Genomic DNA, 318 nt, shown 5'->3' with positions numbered 1-318 from the left:
ATTCGAACCCCCGCGCGACTCTCGCCGCCTGTCGGTTTTCAAGACCGATCCCTTCAGCCGAACTTGGGTATACCTCCATGAAGGAAAATAAATATTTTATTATTATATGTAGCTAACCATTTCAAAAAAAATGGAGGAGGTAGAGGGATTCGAACCCCCGCGCGATTCTCACCGCCTGTCGGTTTTCAAGACCGATCCCTTCAGCCGAACTTGGGTATACCTCCGAGACATATAATAAATAAAGTGGAGCCTAGCGGGATCGAACCGCTGACCTCCTGCGTGCAAGGCAGGCGCTCTCCCAGCTGAGCTAAGGCCCCA

Annotated in this window: 2 tRNA genes; both read right to left on the bottom strand. The window is 50.9% G+C overall.

Features of this window, described 5'->3' with window-relative positions:
• Window positions 1-131: 131 nt before the first annotated feature.
• A tRNA-Ser gene (locus G9F74_RS29595) sits at window positions 132-224 on the bottom strand.
• Between the two features lie 20 nt (window positions 225-244).
• A tRNA-Ala gene (locus tag G9F74_RS29590) sits at window positions 245-317 on the bottom strand.
• Window position 318: the final 1 nt, after the last annotated feature.

This window comes from Bacillus sp. EKM202B, from assembly GCF_011066025.1.
In the GTDB taxonomy this organism is placed as follows: Bacteria; Bacillota; Bacilli; order Bacillales; family Bacillaceae_G; genus Bacillus_A; species Bacillus_A toyonensis.
This window is presented reverse-complemented; position numbering and strand designations above follow the sequence as displayed.